The sequence below is a fragment of the Streptomyces sp. 3-6 genome, from assembly GCF_056323165.1.
Genome location: NZ_JBWHZP010000014.1, coordinates 138211 through 164322, shown reverse-complemented (window position 1 = coordinate 164322; position 26112 = coordinate 138211). Strand labels below are relative to the sequence as shown.

17 protein-coding genes and 2 pseudogenes are annotated in these 26112 nt (G+C 73.0%); 10 read left to right on the top strand and 9 right to left on the bottom strand.

Annotated elements, in window-relative coordinates; all coding sequences use genetic code 11:
* Positions 1-111 precede the first annotated feature (111 nt).
* On the top strand, positions 112-1311 hold the full coding sequence (locus AC02VZ_RS19290; protein WP_476475968.1) for a MarP family serine protease: 1200 nt from the start codon (positions 112-114) through the stop codon (positions 1309-1311).
* A gap of 661 nt (positions 1312-1972) precedes the next feature.
* On the opposite strand, the gene AC02VZ_RS19285 is transcribed toward AC02VZ_RS19290, so the two are convergent.
* The 6 genes from AC02VZ_RS19285 to AC02VZ_RS19260 form a co-directional block, all read right to left on the bottom strand.
* Positions 1973-2173, bottom strand: a complete 201-nt coding sequence (locus tag AC02VZ_RS19285; protein WP_362098421.1) for a hypothetical protein — start codon at positions 2171-2173, stop codon at positions 1973-1975.
* 127 nt (positions 2174-2300) lie between these two features.
* Positions 2301-3281 carry an alpha/beta fold hydrolase gene (locus AC02VZ_RS19280; protein WP_432054549.1) on the bottom strand — a complete coding sequence of 327 codons (981 nt, stop codon included), beginning with the start codon at positions 3279-3281 and terminating at the stop codon, positions 2301-2303.
* Positions 3278-3766: a phage holin family protein gene (locus AC02VZ_RS19275; RefSeq protein ID WP_432054548.1), complete on the bottom strand. Its 489-nt coding sequence runs from the start codon at positions 3764-3766 to the stop codon at positions 3278-3280. The genes AC02VZ_RS19280 and AC02VZ_RS19275 overlap by 4 nt, the downstream gene beginning before the upstream one ends.
* 369 nt (positions 3767-4135) lie before the next feature.
* The gene (gene nhaA, locus AC02VZ_RS19270; protein WP_432054547.1) at positions 4136-5572 is read right to left on the bottom strand and encodes a Na+/H+ antiporter NhaA; all 1437 of its coding nucleotides are present in this window, start codon (positions 5570-5572) and stop codon (positions 4136-4138) included.
* An 814-nt stretch (positions 5573-6386) separates the two neighbouring features.
* Positions 6387-8342, bottom strand: a complete 1956-nt coding sequence (gene acs / locus AC02VZ_RS19265; RefSeq protein ID WP_432054546.1) for an acetate--CoA ligase — start codon at positions 8340-8342, stop codon at positions 6387-6389.
* A 208-nt stretch (positions 8343-8550) separates the two neighbouring features.
* The gene (locus AC02VZ_RS19260) at positions 8551-10989 is read right to left on the bottom strand and encodes a bifunctional SulP family inorganic anion transporter/carbonic anhydrase (RefSeq protein ID WP_432054545.1); all 2439 of its coding nucleotides are present in this window, start codon (positions 10987-10989) and stop codon (positions 8551-8553) included.
* 358 nt (positions 10990-11347) lie between these two features.
* On the opposite strand from AC02VZ_RS19260, the gene AC02VZ_RS19255 reads away from it, so the two are divergent.
* Entirely contained in the window at positions 11348-12613 is a 1266-nt protein-coding gene (locus AC02VZ_RS19255; RefSeq protein ID WP_432054544.1) for a polysaccharide deacetylase family protein, read from the top strand.
* A gap of 269 nt (positions 12614-12882) precedes the next feature.
* Here the strand turns inward: AC02VZ_RS19255 and AC02VZ_RS19250 are convergent, their stop codons facing one another.
* A complete protein-coding gene (locus AC02VZ_RS19250; RefSeq protein WP_476475967.1) occupies positions 12883-13863 on the bottom strand; it encodes an ATP-binding protein in 981 nt (326 codons plus the stop codon).
* Positions 13864-13964: 101 nt separating this feature from the next.
* Between AC02VZ_RS19250 and AC02VZ_RS19245 the strand changes: the two genes are divergently transcribed.
* Positions 13965-14828, top strand: a complete 864-nt coding sequence (locus AC02VZ_RS19245; RefSeq protein ID WP_476475966.1) for a Fic family protein — start codon at positions 13965-13967, stop codon at positions 14826-14828.
* 501 nt (positions 14829-15329) lie between these two features.
* Here the strand turns inward: AC02VZ_RS19245 and AC02VZ_RS19240 are convergent.
* The gene (locus tag AC02VZ_RS19240) at positions 15330-16175 is read right to left on the bottom strand and encodes an HAD family hydrolase (protein WP_476475965.1); all 846 of its coding nucleotides are present in this window, start codon (positions 16173-16175) and stop codon (positions 15330-15332) included.
* A gap of 579 nt (positions 16176-16754) precedes the next feature.
* On the opposite strand from AC02VZ_RS19240, the gene ssd reads away from it, so the two are divergent.
* The 7 genes and pseudogenes from ssd to AC02VZ_RS19205 form a co-directional block, all read left to right on the top strand.
* Complete coding sequence (ssd, locus tag AC02VZ_RS19235) at positions 16755-17861, top strand: septum site-determining protein Ssd (RefSeq protein ID WP_476475964.1); 1107 nt, start codon at positions 16755-16757, stop codon at positions 17859-17861.
* A 533-nt stretch (positions 17862-18394) separates the two neighbouring features.
* Positions 18395-19552, top strand: a complete 1158-nt coding sequence (locus AC02VZ_RS19230) for a TadA family conjugal transfer-associated ATPase (protein ID WP_476475963.1) — start codon at positions 18395-18397, stop codon at positions 19550-19552.
* Positions 19553-19997: 445 nt separating this feature from the next.
* Positions 19998-20876, top strand: coding sequence for a type II secretion system F family protein (locus AC02VZ_RS19225; RefSeq protein ID WP_476475962.1), 879 nt, complete (start codon positions 19998-20000; stop codon positions 20874-20876).
* On the top strand, positions 20873-21661 hold the full coding sequence (locus AC02VZ_RS19220) for a type II secretion system F family protein (protein ID WP_476475961.1): 789 nt from the start codon (positions 20873-20875) through the stop codon (positions 21659-21661). The genes AC02VZ_RS19225 and AC02VZ_RS19220 overlap by 4 nt, the downstream gene beginning before the upstream one ends.
* Positions 21662-21815: 154 nt before the next feature.
* Positions 21816-22025, top strand: a complete 210-nt coding sequence (locus AC02VZ_RS19215; protein ID WP_432054537.1) for a DUF4244 domain-containing protein — start codon at positions 21816-21818, stop codon at positions 22023-22025.
* Positions 22012-22401, top strand: a complete 390-nt coding sequence (locus AC02VZ_RS19210; protein ID WP_476475960.1) for a TadE family type IV pilus minor pilin — start codon at positions 22012-22014, stop codon at positions 22399-22401. The genes AC02VZ_RS19215 and AC02VZ_RS19210 overlap by 14 nt, the downstream gene beginning before the upstream one ends.
* A gap of 391 nt (positions 22402-22792) precedes the next feature.
* Positions 22793-23098, top strand: a pseudogene (locus AC02VZ_RS19205) (Rv3654c family TadE-like protein); the annotation flags it as partial.
* A gap of 566 nt (positions 23099-23664) precedes the next feature.
* Here the strand turns inward: AC02VZ_RS19205 and AC02VZ_RS19200 are convergent.
* Positions 23665-26112 (bottom strand): annotated as a pseudogene (locus tag AC02VZ_RS19200) (DEAD/DEAH box helicase); the annotation flags it as partial.

The following is a 26112-nucleotide window of genomic DNA, read 5'->3' as shown; positions in this document are numbered from 1 at the left end:
CGCCGTGCCGTGCTCTTCGGGGGCCTGCGAGGGTGGTGTGTCCGCCCCGCCCTCGCTTCCGGATTCCGGCCGTGCCGAAGCGACCGGAGTGACGAGGCGAGGCTTGAATCGGTGAACGTGCTGGACATCCTGCTGCTGGTGGCCGCCGTGTGGTTCGCCGTCGTCGGCTACCGCCAGGGGTTCGTCGTCGGCATCCTGTCGGTGATCGGTTTCCTGGGCGGCGGTCTCGTCGCCGTCTACGCCCTGCCGGTCATCTGGGACGCGCTGACGGACAACGCCGAGGTCAGCACCACCGCAGCCGTCGTGGCCATCGTCGTCGTCATAGTCTGCGCCTCCATCGGCCAGGCCCTGACGACCCATCTCGGCAACAAGCTGCGCCGCTACATCACCTGGTCCCCGGCCCGCGCGCTGGACGCCACCGGCGGCGCCCTGGTCAACGTGGTGGCGATGCTGCTGGTGGCCTGGCTGATCGGCTCGGCCCTCGCGGGGACCACGCTGCCGACGCTCGGCAAGGAGGTCCGCAGCTCCAAGGTGCTGCTCGGCGTCGCACGGGCGCTGCCCGACCAGGCCGACACCTGGTTCGCCGACTTCTCCTCCGTCCTCGCACAGAACGGCTTCCCGCAGGTCTTCAGCCCGTTCGCCAACGAGCCGATCAAGAACGTCCGTCCGCCCGACCCGGCGCTCGCGGGCAGCCCGGTGGCGGAGCGCGCGCAGCGGTCCATCGTCAAGGTCATGGGCACCGCCGAGCGCTGCGGCAAAGTGCTGGAGGGCACCGGTTTCGTCTTCGACGAGCGCCGCGTCATGACCAACGCGCACGTCGTCGGGGGAGTCGACGAACCCACCGTCCAGATAGGCGGCGAGGGCCGCAAGTACGACGCGACGGTCGTCCTCTACGACTGGGAGCGCGACATCGCCGTCCTCGACGTGCCCGACATGAAGGCGCCCGCACTGCGGTTCACGACCGAGGACGCGAGCAGCGGCGACAGCGCGATCGTCGCCGGGTTCCCCGAGAACGGTGCGTACGACGTCCGGTCGGCCCGGGTGCGCGGCCGGATCACGGCCAACGGTCCGGACATCTACCACCGGGGCACCGTCCGCCGCGACGTCTACTCCCTGTACGCGACCGTACGTCAGGGCAACTCCGGCGGCCCCCTGCTGACGCCCGAGGGCGAGGTCTACGGCGTGATCTTCGCGAAGTCGCTGGACGACGCCGAGACGGGCTACGCGCTGACGGTGGACGAGATCGAGGAAGACATCGCCAAGGGGCGCACCGCGAACCAGCAGGTCGACAGCGACAACTGCGCGCTGTGAGCGGGACGGAGGGACGTATCGGCCTCCTGATGGCCGTATGACCCGATGCCCCGACGGTCCCCTGAGGCGCTGACTGCCCGCCGTCTCGACGCCACGGCGCACCGACTCCCCGACGTCTCGACGCCCTGACAGCCGGCTGCCCGATGGCGGCCACATGCCGCGAAACGGGGCGCCCCGAGCCGGGACGGCTGGAACGGGGCGGCGGCCTGAACGGGACGGCCCGGCCCGGGCCCGGGATCGCCGGGTGAGCGACTCCGGGTGCCTGGTCCCGGGGGCGGTCGTCCCGCCGGACGGACGTGCCGTCGGGCTCCACCACCTGTGCGCAGCCGGGGTCCTGACCTGCCCTCAGGCTCGACTCCTGCTCACGTCCCGCATCAGGCCGCGACGGAAGCCAAGAGGAGGCGCCGCCCCGACTCCTTGCGGTCCCTGGCCCTCAGTGAGGCGTTCCGGGCATTCCGTTTACCGCTTACCGCACACGATCAACGCGTGCGACCGCTGCCCGGAGGTGTGCGGGAGTCGGGCCCCCGGAGCGGTCCGGCCGCGTGTGGCGCCGTGCGCGTACCACGGGTGCGGGTCCCCTGAAGCAGGCGTCCAGGCGCCCTGGAGCCCAGGCCGCTCAGGCGTGTGAACGGCCAGGCGTCCGAGGAGATCGAGGTGTTGGTCAGCCGCGTGGTTGGCGGAGGCGGACGGAGACCCAGCGGGCCCGGCGGCGCAGGATGCGCGGAATACCCACTTGAGGGTCGGTCCCTGCGACACCTGCCATACCTGCCATCTGCGGTGCACCGCCTCGCTGGTGAGAGCCCACACCGCTCGCCGAACGGCGCTTGCGGCTTGCGTCACTGTAGTCGTGCGTCCAGCCCATACCCGGACGTCTGCCCCCGCCCCATGGTCGATAACCGCTTCCCGCGCGCCCAATTGGCCTATGCGCCGGGCAAGTGGCCGCTCGTGGGGCAGGTGTTGGGGAAAACATGCGGGGAGTGGCCGTACGGTCACCGATCCGGTTCCGGATCCTTCAGCCAATTGATCAGTTCGGTTGAGAAGGCGACCGGATCCTCTTCGTGTGGAAAGTGTCCGAGCCCGTCGAACAACCGCCAGCGGTACGGAGCCTCGACGTACTGCCCCGAACCGGCCGCGCTCCTGGTGCGGACCACCGGGTCGAGCGAGCCGTGGAGATGCAGGGTGGGCACCCGCACCGGACGCTTCATCCTGCGGTTGAACTGGATGCCGTCCGGGCGGGCCAGGGAGCGCACCATCCAGCGGTACGGTTCCACGGAGCAGTGCGCCGTGGAGGGGATGCACATGGCGCGGCGGTAGACCTCCAACGCCTCCTCGTCGGCCGGGCGCGGTCCGGACCACTCGCGGATGAGCCGGGCGACGAGGGCCCCGTCGTCGGCGGTGAGCTGCCGTTCGGGGACCCAGGGCCGCTGGAACCCCCAGATGTGGGACAGCGCGGCCGACTGGCGGACGTCGGCCACCAGCGCCGAGCGCCACCGCCGCGGATGGGGCATGGACGCGACCGCCAGCCGCCGGACCAGCTTGGGCCGCATCGCGGCCGCCGTCCACGCCAGGAAGCCGCCCAGGTCGTGCCCCACCAGGGCGGCGTCCGGCTCGCCCAGGGAACGGATCACTCCGGTGATGTCCAGCGCCAGGTTGGCCGGGTCGTAGCCGCGCGGGGTACGGTCGCTGCCGCCGACGCCCCGCAGGTCCATGGCGACGGCCCGGAAGCCGGCGTCGGCGAGCGCGGGCAGCTGGTGCCGCCAGGTCCACCAGAACTGCGGGAAGCCGTGCAGCAACAGCACCAGTGGCCCGTCGCCCATTTCCGCGATGTGGAAGCGCGCGCCGTTGGCCGCGACGTCCCGGTGGGTCACCCGTGCGCCGCCGGGCACGTCGATGCGGACGACCGAGGCGGGTTGCGCCGAGGGGGGCTGCGCCGAGGGCGACTGCGCCGGTGGTGTGGAAGGGCCCGTCATGAGGACGAGCGTGCCACAGCCTCGATGGCTTCGGGGCCCCGGTTCTCGGGGAGGGCCGGACGCGGGTGCGGCTTGGCCTTCTGCAGCACGCCCGCCGTCTCCTTCATCGAAGCGGCGACCTTCTGCGGTCCGCGGCCCTTCTTCGCCTTCTTCGCGAAGACCACGCCGATCAGGACGAGTACCAGCGCGACGAGCACGTTCGCCGCGAAGGACAGCAGGAAGCAGAGGGCGAGGTTCCACTTGCTCCAGGTGTGGATGCCGTACGCCAGCGCGAAATTCAGCATCGGCAGGGAGAACACGAGGATCAGTCCGGCCAGCGACATCGCTCCGCCGCTGGCTGCTCCCCGCTTCACGTCCTGTTTGAGCTGCGCCTTCGCCAGCGCGATCTCGTCGTGCACCAGCGCCGACATTTCCGCCGTCGCCGAGGCGAACAGCTGGCCGACGCTGCGTTCGGCGCCGACCGGGCTGCCGTCGGGTGCGCTCATCGCGGTCTCCCTCTCCTGCGTACGTACTGCGTGCCGTGGCCACGGTGCAGTCTGCCGTCCGACGGTCCGTGCCGGGTGGAGCCGAGCCGGTCGACGTCGACCGGTCGTCCGCCGGCCCGCCACCGCGAACCGGTCGTCCGTCCGGCCCGCCGGGCCGCACGCACCGGTGCTGCGTTCGGTCCGGTGACTCCGGCCCGTCCGGTGCGGTGGTCCGACCGCCCGGTCCGGGTGGCCCGACGTTCCCGCTTCCACCGGTTCGGCGTCCGTCGCACCCCGACCGCTCCTGTCCGGCGGCGAGCGTTCGAGCCCGAGAGCCAACCGCTTGCTGCCGGACCGAGGCGCGTCCGACTTTTGTACCGTCTCGTCAGATCATGCCGGACGGTCGTGCTCCTCGCCTGCCCCGCCCGCCACTTCCGCAAGCCCGTGGCGCGCCGCGGCCTTCTCCTCGGCGAGTCGCCGGTGCTCCGCGGCCTTCCGCTCGTGGATCTCCGCCATGCGCACGTGGTACTCCGGGTCGTCCTCCTCGTAGATGTCCGGCACACCGCTCGCGTCCTCGTCGCGGTTCTCCGCCTCCTCCAGCCTGCGGTACTTGGCGTTGCGCAGCTTCAGCAGGACGGTGGCCAGGACGGTGGCGATGAGCGAGCCGGTCAGGACGGCGGCCTTGACCCGGTCGGTCATGGACGCGTCGCCGGCGAAGGCGAGTTCACCGATGAGCAGGGAGACGGTGAAGCCGATCCCGGCCAGGCTGGCCACGGCGAAGACGTCGGGCCAGGCGAGGTCGTCGCTGAGGGAGGCCCGGGTGAAGCGGGCCGTCAGCCAGGTGCCGCCGAAGATACCGACCGTCTTGCCGACGACGAGCCCGAGCACCACGCCGAGCGTCTCCGGAGTGGTGAACACGTCGGCGAGCGCACTTCCGGAGACCGTCACCCCGGCGCTGAACAGGGCGAACAACGGCACCGCAAGGCCCGCCGACACAGGCCGGACGAGGTGCTCCACGCGCTCCCCCGGAGAGCTCTCCTCACCCTCGCGACGGTGACAGCGGAGCATCAGGCCCATGGCGACACCGGCGATGGTCGCGTGGATGCCGCTGTTGTACATCAGCCCCCAGACGACCAGCGCGAGGGGCACGTACACGTACCACCCGCGCACGCCCTTGCGGAGCAGGAACCAGAAGAGGCCCAGGCTCAGGGCGGCACCGCCGAGCGCGGCGAAGTTGAGGCTCTCGGTGAAGAAGACCGCGATGATGAGGATCGCGAACAGGTCGTCCACCACGGCGAGCGTGAGCAGGAAGGCGCGCAGGGCGCTCGGCAGGGACGTGCCGATGACCGCGAGGACGGCGAGGGCGAAGGCGATGTCGGTGGCGGTCGGCACGGCCCAGCCGGCGAGTGATCCGCCGCCGGCCGAGCTGGTGATCGTGTAGACGATCGCCGGTGCGGCCATGCCGCAGAGGGCGGCGACGACCGGGAGCGCGGCGGCCCGGGGGTCGCGTAGGTCGCCCGCGACCAGTTCCCGTTTCAGTTCGACGCCGGCGACGAAGAAGAAGATCGCGAGCAGTCCGTCGGCGGCCCAGTGGGCGACGGAGAGGTCGAGGCCGAGCGCCTCCGGGCCGAAGTGGAAGTCGCTGACGCTCGTGTAGCTGTCGCTCAGCGCGGGAACGTTCGCCCAGATCAGGGCGGCGACGGCGGCGAGGAGCAGCAGGACCCCGCCGACGGTCTCGGTCCGCAGCGCGTCCGTGATGAAGGTCCGCTCGGGCAGCGAGAGGCGTCCGAAGGCCTTGCTGGGGCGGGGGGTGTGGGGCGGGGTCACGGGGTGGTCCTCTGGTCGGTGGGCAGCACGAACTGTGTGCCGACCAGACTTCCCGGCGCTCCATGGAACCGCTTCCGGCGCGGTTTCTGGCTACTGTAACCGCCACGCCGAACGGGTGCACCGGGGGGTGGCAGGGCGCCTGGCCGGGCCTGATGGGCTCACGACGGGGTCCGGACGCAGGTCCCGCGGGCTTCTCACCCGGTTCTCCGGGCCGGCGGCGCGCCTTCAGGGGGTCTTCTCGCCGACGCGCGGCCCGGCCGACCCGGGGCCCGGCCGACCCGGGGCCCGGCCGACGCGGGGCATCCGCCGGTACCCCGTCCTCCGGCCCGATGCCAGTCCCGGTACGGGCGCCCACCTGCTCGTACCGAGCAGCGTGCGCGCGCACCGAGCGGTGTCCGCGTGCACCGTGAGGCGTCCGCGCCCCCGAGTGCGGCTCGCGCACACCGACTGCGGCTCGCGCACGTCGGCGGCAGCGTTCCCGTTCCGCTCCTGCAACGCCCGGACACGGCGACGCCTCACGCCCCAGCGCCACGACGTGGGCGCGGCGCAGCGACGCCCCGGCCTCGCGACGCTCGGCCTCCCGACGCCCGACCGAACGCGGCAGGGGCACCCGGTGCGGTGAGCCCCGGGTGCCCCTGCCGGTCGCAACGGCTGTGCTGGCCGTCTCGGCCGGTCTCGGTCGTACCGGCGTGCCGGTCGTGCCGGTCGTGCGCGCCGGGCCGGCGGCGCCCTGCATGCCGGTCGTACCGGACGCCACCGTCAGTCCGCGCTCGGGCCTTGCTCAGCCCTCGCTCGGGCCTTGCTCAGCCGTCGCTCAGTCCTCGCTGGGCGACTGCGGCAGCTTCGCCTGGATGAGGTCCATGACGGTGGAGTCGGTCAGGGTGGTGACGTCGCCGAGCTGACGGTTCTCCGCGACGTCCCTGAGGAGACGGCGCATGATCTTGCCCGAGCGGGTCTTCGGCAGCTCCGCCACCGGAAGGATCCGCTTGGGCTTGGCGATCGGACCGAGGGTGGCGCCGACGTGGTTGCGCAGCTCGGCGACCAGGTCCTCGGTCTCCGCCGCCGTCCCGCGCAGGATGACGAAGGCGACGATCGCCTGGCCGGTCGTCTCGTCGGCGGCGCCGACCACGGCCGCCTCGGCGACCGACGGGTGGGAGACGAGGGCCGACTCGACCTCGGTGGTGGAGATGTTGTGCCCCGAGACCAGCATCACGTCGTCGACCCGGCCGAGCAGCCAGATGTCGCCGTCGTCGTCGCGCTTGGCGCCGTCGCCCGCGAAGTACTTGCCCTCGAACCGGGACCAGTACGTGTCGATGTAGCGCTGGTCGTCGCCCCAGATGGTGCGCAGCATCGACGGCCAGGGCTCGGTGACGACCAGGTACCCGCCGCCCCCGCTGGGCACCTCGTTGCCCTCGTCGTCGACGACGGTCGCGGCCACGCCGGGCAGCGGCGTCTGGGCGGAGCCGGGCTTGGCGTGGGTCACGCCGGGCAGCGGCGAGATCATGATGCCGCCGGTCTCCGTCTGCCACCAGGTGTCCACCACCGGGGTGCGGTCCCCACCGATGTTCTTGCGGTACCAGACCCATGCCTCGGGGTTGATCGGCTCACCGACCGAGCCCAGGAGCCGCAGCGACGACAGGTCGAACTTGGCGGGGACGTCGTCGCCCCACTTCATGAACGTCCGGATCGCGGTGGGCGCGGTGTAGAGGATGGTGACGCCGTACTTCTGGACGATCTCCCAGAAGCGGCCCTGGTGCGGTGTGTCGGGGGTGCCCTCGTACATGACCTGGGTCGCGCCGTTGGCGAGCGGGCCGTAGACGATGTAGGAGTGGCCGGTCACCCAGCCGATGTCGGCCGTGCACCAGAACACGTCCGTCTCCGGCTTCAGGTCGAAGACCGACCAGTGGGTGTACGCCGTCTGGGTGAGGAAGCCGCCGGAGGTGTGCAGGATGCCCTTCGGCTTACCCGTGGTGCCGGACGTGTACAGGATGAACAGCGGGTGCTCGGCGCCGAAGGCCTCCGGCGTGTGCTCGCTGCTCTGCCTTCCGACGAGGTCGTGCCACCACACGTCGCGGCCCTCGGTCCAGGCGATGTCCTGGCCGGTGCGGCGGACGACGAGGACGTGCTCCACGATGTCCGCCCGGCCGACGGCCTCGTCCACCGCCGGCTTGAGGGCGGACGGCTTGCCGCGCCGGTAACCGCCGTCGGCCGTGATGACCACTCGGGCGTCCGCGTCCTGGATGCGGGTGGCCAGGGCGTCCGACGAGAAGCCACCGAAGACCACGGAGTGGGCCGCGCCGATGCGGGCGCAGGCCAGCATCGCCACGACGGCCTCGGGGATCATCGGCAGGTAGACGGCGACCCGGTCGCCCTTCTGCACGCCCAGTTCCGTCAGGGCGTTGGCGGCCTGGGACACCTCGTCCTTGAGCTGGGCGTAGGTGATCGTGCGGCTGTCGCCCGGCTCGCCCTCGAAGTGGATGGCGACGCGGTCGCCGTGCCCGGCCTCGACGTGGCGGTCGACGCAGTTGTAGGCGACGTTGAGCTCGCCGTCCTGGAACCACTTGGCGAACGGCGGGTTGGACCAGTCGAGCGTCTCGGTGGGCTCCTTGGCCCAGGTCAGCCGACGGGCCTGCTCGGCCCAGAAGCCGAGCCTGTCAGCCTTGGCACTCTCGTACGCCTCGGCCGTGACGTTGGCGTGGGCGGCCAGGTCAGTGGGCGGCGCGAAGCGACGCTCCTCCCGCAGAAGGTTGGCCAGGCTTTCGTTGCTCACGGCATCTGCCTTTCCCAGGTGTGTCCGTTGTGTCCCAGGCCACAGCTCATCAGAACCGAGGGTGCCGTGACAAGGGGTGACGGCAAAGTGGTTTAGACCTGTTGCGGTGTCGGGTCGGTGTTGGCTCGGTGTCGAATGGTCGGGCGGCCGGGGGGTCACCGATACCCACGGATGCCGACGGCTCCCGGTTCAGGTCGGGTACCGCCTTTCACACCGGGACGGATCCCTCACCTGGGACATCCGCTGTCGGCAGTTCCTCCGCGCGGACGCGGTCGAAGGTCCGTGTCTCCTCCCTCTCCGTCAGCAGGTACGCCTGCGCGTCGGCCACGTCGAAGTACATCCCGTGCAGGTCGAGCCGCCCCTCCCGGACGGCGCGGGCGACCGACGCGTGGGCCCTGAGGTGGTCCAGCTGCTGGACCACGTTGCTCAGGCAGAGCCGCTCGACGGCGTCACGGGGCGGGCCCCCGGCGAGTCGCTCGGCCGGAGCGTCCGTGCCCTCCAGGCGGGCCAGGGCGGGCCGGCCGTGCCGCAGCCAGCGGCTCAGCGGGGTGCAGGCGCCCGCCGGGGGCGCGTCGAGCAGCGCCTGCATCGCACCGCAGCACGAATGGCCGCACACGGTGATCGAACGCACCGCCAGCACCTCCACGGCGTACTCGAGGGCGGCTGCCACCGAGTCGTCGCCCTCCTCGCCGGGCGGTGGGACGAGGTTGCCCACATTGCGCACCACGAACAGGTCTCCCGGACCACTGGACGTGATCATCGAGGTGACCAGTCGCGAGTCGGCGCAGGTCAGGAACAGTTGTGACGGCCGTTGTCCCTCGCGCGCCAGCCGGGCCAGCTCCTCGCGCACCAGCGGGGCGGTGTCCCGCTGGAACGCGCTGATGCCCCGGACGAGCTCCCGTCCGATCTCGCGCGGCCGGTCGACGCGTGCCGTCCCGGCCTCCCCTGGAGGAGGAGCGCCGGTCACGGGGGGCGCGGACGGGCGCTCGCACTGGTGGTTGCGCCAGGCGGTCCACGGCTTGCAGCGGCAGCCGCCGGCCGGCGCGCTGTCCTCCTCCGTGCCCTCGGCCGGGGGCGGCCCGGTGCGGTGCCCCGGCTCCGCGAGCCGGAGGCCGGCGCGACGGCCGGTGACCTCCACCCTGCCGCCCCGTGCGCGGTGGGTGCTCTGCCAGTCGTGCAGCGCCTCGTACGCCGCGTGGTCCATGAACGACCCGTCCAGCGTCACGACGGCGTCGGCGCCCGGGGGCACCAGGTGCAGGGCACGGCTGAGTCGCGGCACGGCGAGGAAGGTCAACTGCCCTCTCACGTGGATCCGGTGGGTGCCTCCTTTCTCCGTGTGCGTGATGCGGGTGCGGGTCAGACGGTGCAGGGCCACGGCGACGGCCACGGCGATGCCGAGGACGACGCCCTCCAGAACGCCCAGGGACACCACACCGAGGGTGGTGACGGCGTAGACGAGGACCTCACGGTGGCGGGTCACCGTGCGGATGTGGTGGAGGGACACCATCTGGATGCCGACGGCCATCACCAGGGCGGCGAGCGAGGCGAGCGGGATGAGCTCCAGGAGAGGGACCATCAGCAGTGCGGCGATCACTACGAGAACGCCGTGCAGCATCGTGGAGTTCCGGCTCACGGCACCCGCGCGCACATTCGCGGAACTGCGCACGGCGACCCCGGCGACGGGCAGGCCGCCGAGGCTGCCGGAGACGATGTTGGCGGCCCCCTGGCCGAGCAGCTCACGGTCCAGGTCGGAGCGGGTGACGTGCTGGGGGCCGGGGCGGGCCGACGCCAGCTTGTCGACCGCGACCGCGCCCAGCAGGGACTGCACGCTGCACACCAGCGTGGTGGTGAGCACGGCGGCCACGAGTCCCAGTACGGGGCCTTCGGGCAGCCCGGCCAGGGCGTGGCTGCGCCAGGACGGCAGGTCGACCTGGGCCAGGGCGAGGCCCGCGGCGGACGCCACGGCGGTGGCCCCGGTGACGGCGACGAGGGCGGCCGGGACCTTGCGCAGGATGCGGCCGATGCGGCCGGGGAGCCGTGGCCAGAACATCAGGAGCATCAGGGTCAGCAGGCTCGCGGACACCGCCGCGGGGTCGAAGTCGGCCAACTGGGCGGGCAGGGCCCGCAGGTTGTCGGGCACCGAGCTCTGCGGGGTGCCCCCGAGGACGATGTGCACCTGGGCGACGGCGATGGTGACCCCGATGCCGGCGAGCATGCCGTGCACGATGGCCGGGCTCACGGCGAGTGCGCCGCGGGCCACCCGCAGGCAGCCCAGGCCGAGCTGGGCGAGACCGGCGAGGACGGTGATGGCGCAGGTCGTACGCCAGCCGTAGCGCTGGATGAGGTCGGCGGTGACCACGGTGAGCCCGGCGGCGGGGCCGCTGACCTGGAGGGGGGAGCCGCCGAGCATTCCGGCGACGAGGCCGCCCACGGCGGCGGCCACCAGGCCGGCCTGGAGCGGCGCGCCGGTGGCGAGGGCGATGCCCAGGGACAGGGGGAGGGCGATCAGGAAGACGGCGACCGAGGCGGACACGTCGGCGCCCGCGATACGAGGGCGCCACGGTCCGGTCGGCGGCGGGCTGTGGGGCGGATGGGCGCGCTCGGTCCGATTCAGGTCGGCGGCGCGGGCGGGGACGCAGGCTGACATGTTTCCCGTCTCCTCGGGGTCTGCGCGGTCGCGGAACGGGTGGGGCTCCGCGCTGCGGCGGGCTGGTCGCGGCGGTGGGGCGCGGCGCCGGCACGGCGTCACCACGGCGGGACGATGCGCACGCACTCCCAACTGGCGGTAAACGAATCGTAATTCGGAGTAAAAGGTAGATCGTGACTTTCCCGGCATACAGGTCAAGGAATCACCCAGGGGGGTGAAGTGCCCATTCCATCGGCTTGTCGTACTAATCCCTGCTTCCGTGCCGTGCGACGTTGGCGGCGCTGTCGGCGTGCCGCGGCAGCACCTGACATCGCCCTCGCGAGGGTTCGTCCGAGAGAAGGAAGAAGGTGGGCGGAAGATGGCCGCCACCCACAGGATCGCAGCGGGCGCCGTGATCGTCGCGGTCTGCGCCGCCTCACTGGCCGCTTGCGGGACCGACACCGAGAACTCCGCGAAGGAGCGGGAGAAGGCCAAGCCGGCTCCGGCGCCGAAGAACGTGGTGCAGCTGATCGGCGACGGATCCACCGCCTACACCGGGGCCCAGCCGCACCTGCCCGAGCCCGAGCGGCTGAAGCCCGGCGAGAAGCCCCCGCAGTTCGTCGTCTTCTCCTGGGACGGAGCGGGCGAGGACAGCCAGAAGCTCTTCTCGCACTTCCGCAAGGTCGCCAAGGAGAACAACGCGACCATGACGTACTTCCTGAGCGGCGTGTACATGCTGCCGGAGGAGAAGCGCGACCTCTACCGCCCGCCGCAGCACTCGCCGGGCCGCTCCGACATCGGCTTCAACGACCGCCAGGGCATCACCGACACCGTCAAGCAACTGCGCCTGGCCTGGCTCGAGGGCAACGAGATCGGCACCCACTTCAACGGCCACTTCTGCGGCAACGGCGGCGGGGTCGGCGAGTGGTCGGTCGAGGAGTGGAAGGACGAGATCTCCCAGGCCAAGTGGTTCGTCAAGACCTGGAAGACCAACACCGGGGTCAAGAACGCGGCCCCGCTCCCCTTCGACTACGACAAGGAGCTCATCGGCGCCCGGACCCCGTGTCTGGAGGGCCAGGAGAACTTCATGAAGGCGGCCCGGGACCTGGGCTTCCGCTACGACACCAGCGGCGTCAACAACCAGGTCTGGCCGAAGAAGAAGGACGGCCTGTGGGACCTCTCGCTCCAGCTGGTGCCCTTCCCGGGACGGTCCTTCGAGACGCTGAGCATGGACTACAACTACATGGTCAACCAGTCCGGCACGACCACGCAGGGCGACCCCGCCAAGCACGAGCAGTGGGGTGACGAGATGCGGGACTCCCTGCTGCAGGGCTTCGACCGTGCCTACAACGGCAACCGCGCCCCGCTGATCATCGGCAACCACTTCGAGTCCTGGAACGGCGGCACCTACATGCGGGCCGTGGAGGAGGTCGTCGAGACGGTGTGCACCAAGTCCGAGGTGCGCTGCGTCTCCTTCCGCCAGCTCGTGGACTGGCTGGACGCGCAGGACCCGAAGACGCTGGAGAAGCTGCGCGGCCTCGGGGTCGGCGAGGCCCCGAAGAAGGACTGGAAGTCCTACCTGGCGGCAGCCGCCCCGGCCCCGGCGCCCAAGGGCGTCCCCGGGGCGCCGGCCGCCAAGGACTGACCGCCCGGCGGTGGCCGTGGAGCCGCCCGCCCTCCGCCGACGTGGTGGCGGGGCGGGCGGCCGGCTCTGTCGGCGCCCCGCCGGGTGGCGGATCCGTCACGGTGCCGGCGGCGCGGGGCGCCGAGCAACGCACTTGCGCGGGCGGCGGCACACCTCCGATGGCGTCCCGCCCGGCGACCGCTCGGGGACACCCGGCGCATCCCCACGGCACCCGCCCGGCGCACCTCAGGGGCGTCCGGCCCCCGGTACCTCCCGCCGGAGCGACCCGGTCATGCGGTGGCCGTGACGCCCTCCCCGAGGACGAAGGAGGGGTCGACCTGGGCCGCGAGGTCGGCGCCCGTGCGCTCGTTGCCCCACGCCTGGGCGTTCTTGAGGTGGAAGTGCACCATCTGGCGCATGTAGCGCTCCCGGTCCCGCCGTTCGTACGAGGCGTCGACGGCCTCGCGCAGCAGGCGCAACGCCCCGCGGTTGGACTCCTCCAGGAGCTCGAAGCGGGGCGGGCGGCCCTTCTCCAGTGCGCGGACCCAGTCGGAGTGCCCGACGGTCACCAGCAGGTCGTCCCCGGTCTCGGCGCGCAGGAAGTCGAGGTCGTCCGGGCCCTGCACCTTGTTGCCGACCACCTTCAGGGCGACGCCGAAGTCACGGGCGTACTCCTTGTACTGCCGGTAGACGGAAACCCCCTTCCGGGTCGGCTCGGCCACGAGGAACGTGAGGTCGAAGCGGGTGAACATGCCGGAGGCGAAGGAGTCCGAACCCGCCGTCATGTCGACCACGACGTACTCGTCCGGGCCGTCGACGAGGTGGTTCAGCCACAGCTCCACCGCTCCCGTCTTGGAGTGGTAGCAGGCGACCCCCAGGTCGGCGTCGGTGAAGGGGCCGGTAGCCATCAAACGGACGGCACCGTCGTCGAGTTCCACCGGGCGGGCGCAGGCGTCGTAGACGGGGTTCTCCTCGCACACCCGCAACAGCCGGGAGCCCTCGCCGGGCGGCGTCGTCTTGATCATCGCGGCGGCCGACGGGATGCGCGGGTTGGTGCCGCGCAGGTAGTCCTTGATGAGCGGCAGGTGCTCACCCATCGCGGGCAGCGCCGCGGCCTCCTCCTCGGCCAGCCCGAGGGCGGCCCCCAGGTGCTGGTTGATGTCCGCGTCGACTGCCAGGACCGGAGCTCCCTCGGCCGAGAGATGGCGGATGAACAGGGAGGACAGCGTCGTCTTGCCGCTGCCGCCCTTCCCAACGAAAGCAATTTTCATGTTCACCAAGCGTAGTGGTGCGATAGCTGTATGTGGCAATCCGACGTGAAGAAGACCACTCCTCCGTGGGTGGGGTCCCCGGGGTGGCTAGGGTCGTACCCATGAGTACGACTGGTGCGTCCGCGGGCCCTCCGCCCGGCCCCCGTCCGGCGTCGAGTGGCGGAGATCCCTTGGCGGCCCTCGGTTCGCTGCCCGGTGTGGCCGACTCCGTGGAATCGGTGCGCAAGGCCGTGGACCGGGTCTACGGGCACCGGGTCATGCGGCGGCGCAGCAACGAGATCACGTCCGAGGCGGCCCTGCGCGGCGCGCGGGGTTCGGCGGCGCTCGGCGGCGCCGACTGGGCCCTGGAGGAGGTGCGGCGGCGCACCGACTTCAGCGGTGACGACGAGGCGCGCACCGTGGGCGCGGCCCTGCGGCTGACCGCCGAGGCGGGACAGTTGCTGTCCATCTGGCGGCAGTCACCCCTTCGGGTGCTGGCCCGGCTGCACCTGGTCGCCGCGGCGGACAAGGCGGAGTTCGTCGGCCGCCCCCGCAAGCAGGGCGAACGGGTCGACGAACCGGGGATCGGGCTGCCCGTGCCCGGCGCCGCCGAGGCGCACGGACGCCTGGAGGGGCTGGCCGACCTGATCATCGCGGGCGGGTCCGCGCCGGCGCTGGTCACCGCCGCCGTGGTGCACGGCGAACTCCTCGCGCTGCGCCCGTTCGTCTCGCACAACGGCCTGGTCGCCCGCACCGCCGAACGCATCGTCCTGGTCGGCAGCGGCCTGGACCCGAAGTCGGTGTGTCCGGCCGAGGTGGGGCATGCCGAGCTGGGCCACGAGGCGTACCTGGCGGCCCTGGAGGGCTACATGTCGGGCACCCCGGAGGGCGTGGCCGCGTGGATCGTCCACTGCGGACGGGCGGTCGAGCTGGGGGCGCGCGAGTCCACGGCGGTGTGCGAGGCCCTGCAGCGCGGAGCGGCCTGACGCCGGCCGGTCCTGCGGACGGCCGCACGAGCGGAGCGGCGCCTGGTGGGCGGCGGTTCGGGCGGGTCGGCCGAGACGGGGCGGCGGTCCGTGGTGAGGGTGGCGGTCCGTGAGGGCGGCGGTCCGGAGTGGTGCGGGCGCGCGGCACAAGAATGCGGCGGTACGAGAACTCGTACCGCCGCCGGCATGTCCACCCGGTTACCAAGCGTCCTCGATATGTACCCATCAGGTCGGGGACTTCGCCCGTCACCTGGTGTGGCTGGCCCGTAATCGACGGGTCGACGTCGCGTGGGTGCCTGGTGGCCATGCTCGGTCCGTGGGGCCTCGATGCGTCTGTCGGGGGATCCTCTCGGATGTCCCTGGTCTCGCGGGCCGTGAATCCTTTGTACTGCACGTACGGACGATGCGGAAGACCCGGCCGCGCTTCTTTACTTTTGGGTTCAAAGGGGCGCTAAACGGGCGTGCGGTTTCCCGGTGGTGAGGGCGTGGACCGGTCCGCGATCAGGCCGCGGACGTCCGTCGTCGGCTGGCGTACCAGACCAGGCCGGCGGTGGCGGCCGCCGCCCCGATGGCCGCGGCGGCCACCAGCGCGGGGCGCGGCGGCACGGACAGGGTGGGCAGGCGCTGCTTCAGCCGTACGGGGCGGTGGAAGTCCAGGATCGGCCACTGTCGTGCGAGGGCTTCCCGGCGCAGGGCCCGGTCGGGGTTCACGGCATGGGGGTGGCCCACGGACTCCAGCATCGGCAGGTCGGTCACCGAGTCGCTGTAGGCGTAGCAGCGGGCGAGGTCGTAGCCCTCGGACTCGGCCAGCTCGCGGACGGCCTCCGCCTTCGTCGGGCCGTAGGCGTAGTACTCCACCTCCCCGGTGAAGCAGCCGTCGTCGCCGACGACCATGCGGGTGGCCACGACCCGGTCCGCGCCCAGCATGTCCCCGATCGGCTCGACGACCTCGGCGCCCGAGGTCGACACGATCACGACGTCCCGGCCCGCGGAGTGATGCTGCTCGATGAGGGTGGCGGCCTCGTCGTAGATGATCGGGTCGATGAGATCGTGCAGCGTCTCCGCGACGATCTCCTTGACCTGCTGCACGTTCCAGCCGCGGCACAGCGCGGACAGGTACGTGCGCATACGTTCCATCTGATCGTGATCGGCGCCGCCGGCCAGGAACACGAACTGGGCATATGCGGTGCGCAAGACCGCCCGGCGGTTGATCAGACCGCCTTGGTAGAAGGACTTGCTGAAGGTGAGCGTGCTCGACTTCGCAATGACCGTCTTGTCCAGATCAAAGAAGGCCGCTGTGCGGGGCAAGGAGTGGTTTTCCACGCCCCGAGCATAGGCGCAGCCCATTCGGCGTAAGGTGCGGCGCGTGGGTTTGCTTGAGAGGGCCCTCGGGTACACCATGGAAGTCACGGATCGTTCGCGACCGTGCTAACCCGGCCCGACTCCTCCCCCCCCGAGTCGGCCGTGGGGACGACCCCCGCTCTCCCCCCCGGCGGGGGTCGTCGCATGTCCGGATACTTTTTGGGCCCGACCTCCCAGCAGTCCGACTGTCGCCTTCCGTGGCGTGGCGCCTCGTTTGTCATGGCTATGACTTAATACGCTGCGTAGCCATCGGACTGCTCTACGGAAAGTCGCACAGTCGGTGCGCCCCGCCCGCCGGTTCTCACTGGTTCGGGTGACGGCTGTATTCACAGCCTCCGTTTTGTCCACAGTTTTCAAGCAAGATCCACTTTATTTCTCGCGGCGCTGCACCGTGTTTCCGACGCGACCCGTCCGGGGCGAGTTCATGGCCGGATGGGTAAGTCGCGTCGCGTTTGGCCGGATTCCGTCGGATCTCCGCAGGAGAAGGCGCTTTCCGGCACTCCACACGTCCGTACACCGCGCAGCCGCACAGGCCGCGCGCCCTGTGCAGCAAGGGGGACCACCATGGCTGGAACCGTCGCACACGACCCGCCGCCGAGGACCGGAGGAGGCCGGCAGGGCGGGCCACTGATCGTCACCGAGGACGCCGGCCTCCTGGACGACCTGCTGCGCCTGTGCGCGGCGGCAGGCGCCACTCCGGAGGTCCACCACGGCCTGCCGGAGCGCCGGGGCCGCTGGGAGGCGGCACCCCTGGTCATCGTCGGGGACGACGCCTCGCGGAGGGTGCGCGGTGCCGCGCGTCGCCGAGGGGTGGTGCTGGTGGGGCGCGACCAGGACGACTCCGGTGTGTGGCGGCGGGCCGTCGAGATCGGCGCCGACCACGTACTGATGCTGCCCGACGGGGAACAGTGGCTGGTCGACCGCATCGCCGACGTCGCCGAAGGCGTCGGCCGCCCCGCACTGACCGTGGGCGTCATCGGCGGCCGGGGCGGGGCCGGCGCGTCCACCCTCGCGTGCGCCCTCGCCGTCACCGCCGCCCGCGAAGGGCTGCGCACCCTGCTCGTGGACGCGGATCCGCTGGGTGGCGGGCTCGACGTGGTCCTGGGCGGCGAGTCGGCCGACGGTCTGCGCTGGCCCGCGTTCGCCGCCTCGCGCGGACGGGTCGGTGGCGGCGCCCTGGAGGAGTCGTTGCCGGAACTGCACTCGCTGCGGGTCCTCAGCTGGGACCGCGGCGACTGCGTGGCCGTGCCGCCGCAGGCGGTCCGCGCGGTGCTCGCTGCCGCACGCCGCGGCGGGGGCGCGGTGGTGGTCGACCTGCCGCGACGTGTCGACGACGGGGTCGCCGAGGCCCTCGCCCAGGTCGACCTCGGGGTCCTCGTGGTCCCCGCCGAACTGCGCGCCGTCGCCGCGGCGGGGCGGGTGGCCTCCGCCGTGGGCATGGTGGTGCGCGACCTCCGCGTGGCGGTGCGCGGACCGTACGCGCCCGGCCTGAACGACCGCGAAGTGGCGCGGCTGCTCGGGCTGCCCCTGGCGGGGGACGTACCCGTCGACCCGGATCTGCGGCACGGACACGCAGCGGGCCGCCCGCCCGCCGCGTCGGCCCGCGGACCGCTGGCCCGCTTCTGCAAGGAGTTCTGGGAGCGGGCGCTGGTGGAGGCGAGGGCGTCGTGACGACCCAGGAACGGGGTGCGGAGGCGTGTGGCGCGGCTGCGACGCAGCTCGGTGCACGGGCAGGTGGCGGGCAGGCGTGGGGCCAGGGCGGGCGGCGGGACGACGTGACGGCGTGGGGGGCGGGTGGGCGACCGGGTGGCATGAGGCTCCCGCCGACACCGGACCGTGCGGCACGGATCCCTGACGGAGGTGCTGCGCGGACCGGGGCGGCGGAGGGGGCACGAGCGGCAGGCGTCGTCCACGTGAGGACGTTGGCCGAGGGTGTCGGTGCCGTGCCCGTGGACAGTCCGACCGGGAAAGGCCCGGCGGCCCACCGGCACGACGCGGCCCGGGGCGAGCGGCCCACCGGCCGCGGACCGTGGTCCGCCTGGTTCGCGTCCGGCCGGTCACCGGAGCAGCAGGCGCCACGGCGACAGCCCTCACCGCCGCCGCAGGCTCCGGCACCACCGCGTCGACCGGCCGGACCGCCGCCGGACGGCGGGCGCAGGCCCGTCCACCGGGCGAACGACGGAAGGGACGGCGACACGGTGCTGATGCCTGGACTGCTCGACGGGGTCCGGCGATGGCTGGCAGAGCGCGGCGCCGAGCCGACGCCCGCGCGGGTGGCGCAGGCACTGCGCGAACAGGGACGGGTCCTGGGCGATGCAGAAGTGCTCCGGACCGCGCAGCAGCTGCGGTCCGAGCTGGTCGGCAGCGGGCCGCTGGAACCGCTGCTCGCCGATCCGTCGGTGACCGACGTGCTGGTGTCGGCACCGGACCGGGTCTGGGTTGACCGGGGCGGGGGACTGGAACTGACCGGCGTCCGCTTTCCCGACCCGACGGCCGTACGGCGCCTGGCCCAACGCCTCGCCGCCGTGGCCGGCCGCCGCCTGGACGACGCCCGCCCCTGGGTCGACGCCCGGCTGCCCGACGGCACGCGCCTGCACGCCGTGCTGCCTCCCGTCGCCGTGGGCTGCGCGTGCCTGTCCCTGCGGGTGGCGCGTCCTCGGGCCTTCACACTCGACGAGCTGGTGGCGGCGGGGACGGTTCCGCCCGGCGGCGACCGGATCCTGCGGGCCCTGCTGGAGGCACGGCTGTCGTTCCTGGTGAGCGGGGGCACGGGCTCGGGGAAGACAACGCTGCTCAGCGCCCTGCTCGGGCTCGCGGGGCCGGAGGAGCGGATCGTCCTGGCCGAGGACTCGGCGGAACTGCGGCCCGACCATCCGCACGTCGTCCGTCTGGAGACCCGGCCCGCCAACCAGGAGGGCGCGGGCCTCGTGACCCTCGAGGACCTGGTGCGGCAGGCACTGCGGATGCGGCCGGACCGGCTGGTGGTGGGAGAGGTGCGCGGCCCGGAAGTGATCCATCTGCTGGCCGCCCTGAACACCGGTCATGACGGCTCGGGCACGGTGCACGCCAACGCCGCGGCCGATGTGCCGGCCCGTCTGGAAGCCCTGGGCACGGCGGCCGGACTCGACCGGCTGGCCCTGCACAGCCAGGTGGCCGCCGCGCTGTCGGTCGTGCTGCACCTGGTGCGCGACCGCGCCGGGCGACGGCGGATCGCGGAGGTGCACGTGCTGCGGCGGGACCCGTCGGGGCTCGTCCGGACGGTACCGGCACTGCGGTGGGGCCCGGAGGCCTTCATCCGCGAGGAGGGCTGGGAACGGTTGCGGGGGCTGCTCCGCGCCGCGTACGCCGACCTCGGCCTCTGAGGCGGGCGACGCGACCGGTGCGGGCACGACGTGCGGGCACGGCGTGCGGGCGTACGGCGACACCGGTACGGGCACGGCGTACGGGCGGACGGTGCGACGAGCGGGGCCGGCCGACGGCGTCAGGCGACGCGTGGCCCGGCGGTCCGCGCCCGGGTGCTCCGCGCGTACCCCCGGCTGCTTCTGCTTCGCGCGAGGGATCGGCCGGAGCGGAGAACCGAGGGCCGGGGAGACGCCGGCCGCTGGGTCGGCCGCTGGGTCATGTGGGACGGGGACGTGCCGGCGCTGGGTCGTCCGGGCCGGGGCGCGCGGGGGCGCTGGGGTCCGGGGTCTGTCGTCGGAAGCGGTCTCGCGGTGGCGGTCCGGCCGTCGGCTTCGGTCGCGCGGCGGCGGCCGGGCCCTCGGCGGCCACTGGGTGTGCGAACACAGGAGTGAGGAGGACGTGAGGATGTACGACTCGACCGAGGTCGCGGCGGGCGCGGCCACCGCCTGTCTGGGCACTGCGCTGTGGCTGCTGGGTACCGGACGCACTCGGGCCAGGGGCGCGCGGCTGCTGGACGGTGGGACGGTACCGGTGGGGTGCGGTCCGCCCGGGTGGTCGCGCGCCGTCGGCGAACTGCTGCGGCGGATCCGTGGGCGACTGCGCTACGAGTGGTGGTCCTTGGCCGGGGGCTTGGTGGTGGCGGCGCTCGGCGCGTCCGTGCTCCCCGCCGTGGCGGGGGCCGCCGGGGTACCGCTGCTGCGCCGCACCAGGCTGGCCGCTGAGCAGCGCCGGGAACAGGAGCGGCGCGGGGACGCGGTGATCGCACTGTGCGGGGCGCTCGCCGGGGAGGTCCGAGCCGGACGCCAGCCCGGCGAGGCGCTGCAGTGGGCCGCACGGGACTCGTGCGGGCTCGGTGCGGCCCGGGCCGCGGTGCTCGCGGCCGCCCGATTCGGCGGCGACGTACCGGATGCGCTCGCGGTGGCCGCCCGCAACCCCGGTGCCGAAGGGCTGCGTGGGCTGGCCGCGTGCTGGCGGGTGGCCGTCGACCAGGGGGCAGGGCTCGCGGCCGGACTCGACCGGCTGGAGGCCGCCCTGCGGAACGAGCGTGACCTGCGCGCCGACCTGCGCGCCCAGTTGGCCGGTGCCCGCGCCACAGCGGTGATGCTGGCCGGGCTCCCGGTGCTCGGTCTGGGTCTGGGAGCGGCCCTCGGAGCCGACCCGCTGCACGTTCTGCTGCACACCGCCTCGGGACTGGGTTGCCTGGCGGCGGGTGTGCTCCTGGAGGGCGCGGGCCTGTGGTGGGTGCTGCGGATCATGCGCGGCGCCGAGGAGGCGGCCGTATGAGCGGCGACGTCATCCACAGGCTGGGGATGGCGCTGGGGGTCGTGGCGGTCGCCGGCTGCTGGGTGCGGTCCCTCGGGCGCGCCCGGGCCGCGCGCAGAACACGCAGGCGCCTGCCCGGGGTGCTGGCCGCGGAAGTGTCGTCGAGCCGCCGGTGGTTCACGGTGCCGAAGCGGGCCCCGGGGTGGCTTTCCTGCCTCGCGGTCGCGGGTGCCGGCTGGGTGCTGGTGGGCGGCCTCGGCGGAGCCGGCGTCGGAGTGACGGGCGGGTTCGCGCTCTGGTGGTGGCAGCGCCGGCGGGCGGGCTCCCTCGATCCGGCGAAGGCCCGCGACGCGACGGTGGCGGCCCGGCAACTTCCGTTGGCCGCCGACCTGCTGGCGGCCTGCATCGAGGCCGGCGCCGGGCCGGTGACGGCCGCACAGGCGGTCGGGGAAGCCCTGGGCGGCCCGGTGGGCGACGCCCTCGCCCACGGCGCGGCGGAGATGCTGCTGGGCGGCGAACCCGGTGTGGCCTGGCAGGGGCTGGCTGCCCTGCCGGGAGCCGGAGCGCTGGCACGGCTCCTGGAACGGGCCGACGTCTCGGGACTCCCCCTGGCCGGACCGGTCGCTCGCATCGCAGCCGGGACTCGCGCGGAGTGGGCCCGTGCCGGCACGGCGCGGGCGCGCAGGGCGGCCGTGCTGGTCACCGCCCCGGTCGGGCTGTGCTTCCTGCCCGCGTTCGTGGCCGTGGGGGTTCTCCCCGTGGTGATCGGCCTCGCGGGCGGAGTGCTGGGAGGGGGAGGCGCATAGCGGACCGCGGAGTACGGGCTGTGGAGAGGGCGACGGGGCGGCGCCGCCCCCACGGCCGGTGAGCCCGGCGACGGGCGCAGCCACACGGCGGACGTCGGCAACGACCGACCAGTGAGAGAACGACCCAATCATCCAAAACCGCAAGGGAGTTGACATGTATCAGATGGTGAAGGCGCGGCTGCGTGCCGTGGTGCGCAGGGTCCGCGCCGTGCGCAAGGACGCCGGAATGGTGACGTCCGAGTACGCGATGGGCATCGTGGCGGCGGTGGCGTTCGCCGTGGTGCTCTACAAGGTGGTCACGAGCGGGCCGGTGGCCGCGGCGTTGTCGAAGATCGTGAAGCAGGCCCTCGATGGCCGGATGTGAGCGGCGGAGGCACCGGGACCGTGGGTTCGTGACGGCGGAGGCGGCCGTGGTGCTGCCGGTGCTGGTGCTGTTCGTGACGGCGCTGGTCTGGGCGTTGCTGGTGGTTGCGGCCCAGATCGAGTGCGTCGACGCGGCCCGGGCGGGTGCTCGCGCTGCCGCCCGGCAGGATCCGCCCGCAAAGGTCGTCGAAGTGGCGCGTGAGGCGGCACCGGCCGACGCCAAGGTGACGGTCAGCCGGGAGTCGGAACACGTCCGGGTGGTTGTGGAGGCCCGGCCGCCGCTGCTGCACGGGTTGCCCTTCGACATCCGGGAGGAGGCCGTGGCGGCCGTGGAGGAGTCGGTGGGGAGGGGGCGTGAGGTCGCGTCTGCGGGGTGAGAGGCGAGGACCGTCGGCTCGACCGGGCGCGATGGGCGGGGGCGGACGCGTCACGGTGTGCTGGGGGAGGCGGCGGCAACTGCCCCGGGGCGAAGGGGGCGAGTGGCGGCAACGGCAGCGGGCCGAAGGGGGTGAACGGAGCGCAGGTCGGCCGTGGGTCCCTGGGCGGCGAGGTGGGATCCGACAGCCGACTCGCGGCAGAGGCAACGGGCGGCAATTCCTGGCTGACGGCAGCGGAAAGGGCATGGGGCGAGGTGGCCGCTGGGTCGACGGCGGCGCTCATCCGTCCTGCCGGGGTGGCCGCGGGGCCGAGGGCGCCGCCCGTCCACTCGGCCGGGGTGGCCGCGGGGCAGGCGACCGCGGCTCCGCCACCGTCTGGAGCGTCGGGGCCATCGCCGTGCTGTGTGTGGTGTCCGGGGTCGTCCTCGGGCTCGGGGAGGCCGTCGCGGTGCGGCACAGGGCAGCCGGAGGCGCCGATCTCGCGGCCCTCGCCGCCGCCGATCACTGGACGGACGGCGCCGCCGAGGCGTGTGCCGTGGCGGACCGGGTGGCCCGGGCGCAGGGCACCCGGCTGACGCGCTGCGATCTCGACGGCGATGTCGCCGACGTGTCGGTGGCGTCGGGGAGGGAGCCGTTCACGGCGGAGGTGCGGGCACGCGCCGGACCTCCCGCCGATCCGATGCCACCGGAGCACCCCGCCTCCCGACAGGCGTCGGCCCGCTCCTGGCCGGGCACGGGCACGGGCTCGGCCTACTCGCGGTCCTCCTCGTCAGGCATGCGGTCGGGCCGCTCCTCGTCGGACACCCACCCACGCTGCTCGCTCTCCGACGCCGTCTCCTTCGTTGCCGTCTCCTCCCGCGCCGTCTCCTTCGGCACCTTGGCCCCCGCCTCGGCCGCCTGTGCCCACGCCTCCGTGGGAGCAGCCTCCCCGGGAACGTCGGCCGCGTCGTCCGGAACAACGTCGTCCGGAACAACGTCGTCCGGAGCAGCGCCGACCGGAGCAGCCTTCTCGGGGGCAGCGTCCCCCGGGGCGGCCGGCTCCCGGGCTTGCTCCGGCGCCGGCTCCGCCAACCCTGCCGGCCCCACCGTTCCCGCCGTCCCGGTTGCCTCTCCCACCCTCACCGCCGTAGCCGTCTCCCCGGTCCCCACCGCCGTAGCCGTCTCCGCAGTCCCGCCCGGATTCACCGTCCTCGGATTCATCGTCCTCGTATCCGCCGTCCCCGGATCCGACGTCTCCGGAATCGCCGTCCCGGAATCCGTCGCTTCCGTCGCCTCCGCCAGCAGGACGGTGAGGAGGCGCACCGCACCGCGCTTGTGGAGAGGCTCGTTGCCGTTGCCGCACTTGGGGGACTGGATGCAGGACGGGCACCCGGCGTCGCACTCGCAGGAGGCGATGGCCTGGCGGGTGGCCGTGAGCCAGGAACGGGCGGTGTGGAAGGCCCGCTCGGCGAAGCCGGCACCGCCCGGGTGGCCGTCGTACACGAAGACGGTCGGCAACAGGGTGTCGGGGTGGAGAGGCACCGAGACGCCGCCGATGTCCCAGCGGTCGCAGGTGGCGAAGAGGGGCAGCATGCCGATCGAGGCGTGCTCGGCGGCGTGCAGGGCTCCGCCGAGGATCTCGGGGTTGATCCGCGCCCGGTCCAGTTGGTCCTCGGTGACGGTCCACCACACGGCCCGGGTGCGCAGCGTCCGGGGAGGCAGGTCCAGCTTCGTCTCGCCCAGGACCTCCCCGGTCATGACCCGCCGGCGAAGGAAGGAGACCACCTGGTTGGTGACCTCGACCGAGCCGAAGCAGAGGCGTCCCTCGCCCCAGGGGACCTCGGTGTCGGTCTCCAGGACGGAGATCGACGTCGTGTCCCGGGCGACCGTCGTGTACGGCGGACTCGCCTGTTCCACCAGGGCGACGGAGTCCTCCAGGTCCAGGGAGCGGACCAGGTAGGTCCGGCCCTGGTGCAGGTGGACCGCGCCCTCGTGCACCGTGGTGTGCGCGGCGCCCGCGTCGACGGTGCCGAGCAGGCGCCCGGTACCGGCCTCGACGACCTGGACCGGCCGCCCGCCCGCCCCGCGGATGTCGGTCAGGTCGGCGGCCCGCTCCCGGCGGGTCCAGTGCCAGGCCCGGGTCCGGCGACGGAGCAGCTTGGCGGCCTCCAGTTGCGGCAGTAGGTCCGTGGTGGCCGGGCCGAACAGGGCGATGTCGTCGTCCGTCAGGGGCTGTTCCTCGGCCGCGGCGCACAGGTGCGGGGCGAGCACGTAAGGGTTGTCGGGGTCGAGGACGGTGGACTCCACCGGTTGGTCGAACAGCGCCTCGGGATGGTGCACCAGGAAGGTGTCCAGCGGGTCGTCGCGGGCGACCAGCACGGCGAGGGCACCCTGCCCGGACCGTCCCGCGCGTCCCGCCTGCTGCCACAGGGACGCCCGGGTGCCGGGGTATCCGGCGATGACGACGGCGTCCAGGCCGGAGATGTCGACGCCCAGTTCCAGGGCGTTGGTGGCGGCGAGGCCGAGGAGTTCGCCCGAGTGCAGGGCACGCTCCAGGGCGCGGCGTTCCTCCGGGAGGTAGCCGCCCCGGTAGGCGGCGACCCGCCCGGTCAGGGAGCGGTCGACCTCGGCGAGGCGTTCCTGCGCGATCACGGAGATCAGTTCCGCGCCCCGCCGGCTCCGCACGAAGGTGACCGAACGGACGCCCTGCACCGTGAGGTCGGTCAGCAGGTCGGCGGCCTCCGCGGTGGCCGTGCGGCGGACGGGGGCACCCTTCTCGCCGTGCAGCTCGGTCAGCGGAGGCTCCCAGAGCGCGAACACCAGTTCACCGCGCGGTGAGGCGTCGTCGGCCACCTCGATCACCGGCAGGCCGGTGAGGCGGCGGGCCGCGACCGCGGGCTCGGCGGCGGTCGCGGAGGCGAGCAGGAACACCGGTGCGGCGCCGTAGCGGGCGCACAGGCGGCGCAGCCGGCGCAGCACCTGGGCCACGTGGGAGCCGAAGACGCCCCGGTAGGTGTGGCACTCGTCGATGACGACGTACTTCAGGGCCTTCAGGAAGGAGGACCAGCGGGAGTGGGACGGGAGGATGCCGCGGTGCAGCATGTCCGGGTTGGTCAGGACGTAGTTCGCGTACTGGCGGATCCACTCGCGTTCCTCGAACGGCGTGTCGCCGTCGTACACCGCGGCGCGCACCGAATGGCCCAGCGGACGTGAAAGTTCCTTCACAGCCCGGCACTGGTCGGCGGCGAGCGCCTTGGTGGGGGCGAGGTACAGGGCGGTGGCGCCGCGGCCGTTCGGTGCCTCGGCACCGTCCAGCAGGGTCGACAGGACCGGGGTGAGGTAGGCGAGCGACTTCCCGGAAGCCGTGCCGGTGGCGACCACGACCGACTCGCCGTCCAGGGCGTGCTCGGCGGCCCGTGCCTGGTGGGCCCAGGGATGCTCGATGCCCGCGGCCTGCACGGCGGCGACGACCTCCGCGCGGATCCGGTCCGGCCAGACGGCATGGCGGCCCTCACGCGGGGGCAAGTGCTCCGTATGAGTAATGCGCGAAGCCCGGCTCGGACCGGACGCGAGCCGGCCGAGGACCGCGTCCGGCGCGGGCCGGGACGCGGTGTCCACAGGGGGTCGATCGGATCGGTGATTCTTGGCCATCGGCACCGAGTGTGTCACTGGCGTGACGGACAATGGGGCCAAGGCGTCGTGCACGCCTGCCGGTAAGTGATTGAATGCCAT